Source organism: Pseudomonas sp. GW704-F2 (genome assembly GCF_059423025.1).
This window is the reverse complement of record NZ_JBWKXO010000038.1, coordinates 43785-44984: the sequence shown is the minus strand read 5'-3', so window position 1 is coordinate 44984 and position 1200 is coordinate 43785. Positions and strand designations below refer to the sequence as shown.

Annotated in this window: 1 protein-coding gene; it reads left to right on the top strand. The window is 60.2% G+C overall.

Translation table 11 applies throughout. The features are described 5' to 3' along the window. A partial coding sequence (locus AC07W0_RS24765) for a tandem-95 repeat protein (RefSeq protein WP_495029339.1) occupies positions 1 to 1200 on the top strand: 1200 nt, incomplete at both ends.

The window sequence follows — 1200 nt, the reverse complement described above, 5'->3', positions numbered from 1 at the left end:
CAGGGCATCGAAGTCAAGCTTTCGGCCACTGATATCGATGGCGTGGAGAACGTGAAATCGTTCACCGTCGGCACGCCAACCAATGGCACGTTCTATACCGACGCGGCCATGACCAAGCCGGTAACCGGCTCGATCGACGCGGTCAACGGCGAAGCCACGGTTTACTTCAAGCCAAACGAAAACTTCAACGGCACCGCGAATTTCACCTATACCGCGACCGACAGTGGCAACGCTGACGGCAGCAACCCGCTGACTTCGACCCCAGCTAACGGCACCATCACCGTGACTCCGGTCAACGATGCGCCAGAAGCTGTCGCCACTACCGCGACCGGTTCTGAAGATCCGGCCCAGGGCATCGAAGTCAAGCTTTCGGCCACTGATATCGATGGCGTGGAGAACGTGAAATCGTTCACCGTCGGCACGCCTACCAACGGCACGTTCTATACCGACGCGGCCATGACCAAGCCGGTGACCGGCTCGATCGACGCGGTCAACGGCGAAGCCACGGTTTACTTCAAGCCGAACGAAAACTTCAACGGCACCGCAAACTTCACCTACACCGCGACCGACAGCGGCAATGCTGACGGCACCAACCCGCTGACTTCTACTCCGGCCAACGGCACCATCACCGTGACTGCGGTCAACGATGCGCCGGTCGCAGCACCGACCACCGCAACGGGTTCTGAAGATCCGGTTCAAGGCATCGAAGTCAAACTGAGCGCGACCGACGTAGATGGCGTGACAGACGTGAAATCGTTCACCGTCGGCACGCCAACCAACGGCACGTTCTACACCGATGCGGCCATGACCAAGCCAGTGACTGGCGCTATTGATGCGGTCAACGGCGAAGCGACCGTTTACTTCAAACCAAACGCGAACTTCAACGGCACGGCGAACTTCACTTACACCGCGACCGACGGCGGTATTGCTGACGGCGGCAGCCCGCTGACTTCGGCGCCTGCCAATGGCACCATCACCGTGACCCCGGTCAACGATGCACCAGTGGCTGCGGCCACTACCGCAACGGGTGCTGAAGATCCAAGCGTAGGTATCGCGGTCAAACTGTCCGCCACCGACGTAGATGGCGTGGCGGACGTGAAATCCTTCACCGTCGGCACGCCAACCAACGGCACTTTCTACACCGATGCCGCCATGACCAAGCCGGTGACCGGCGCTATTGATGCGGTCAACGGCGAAGCC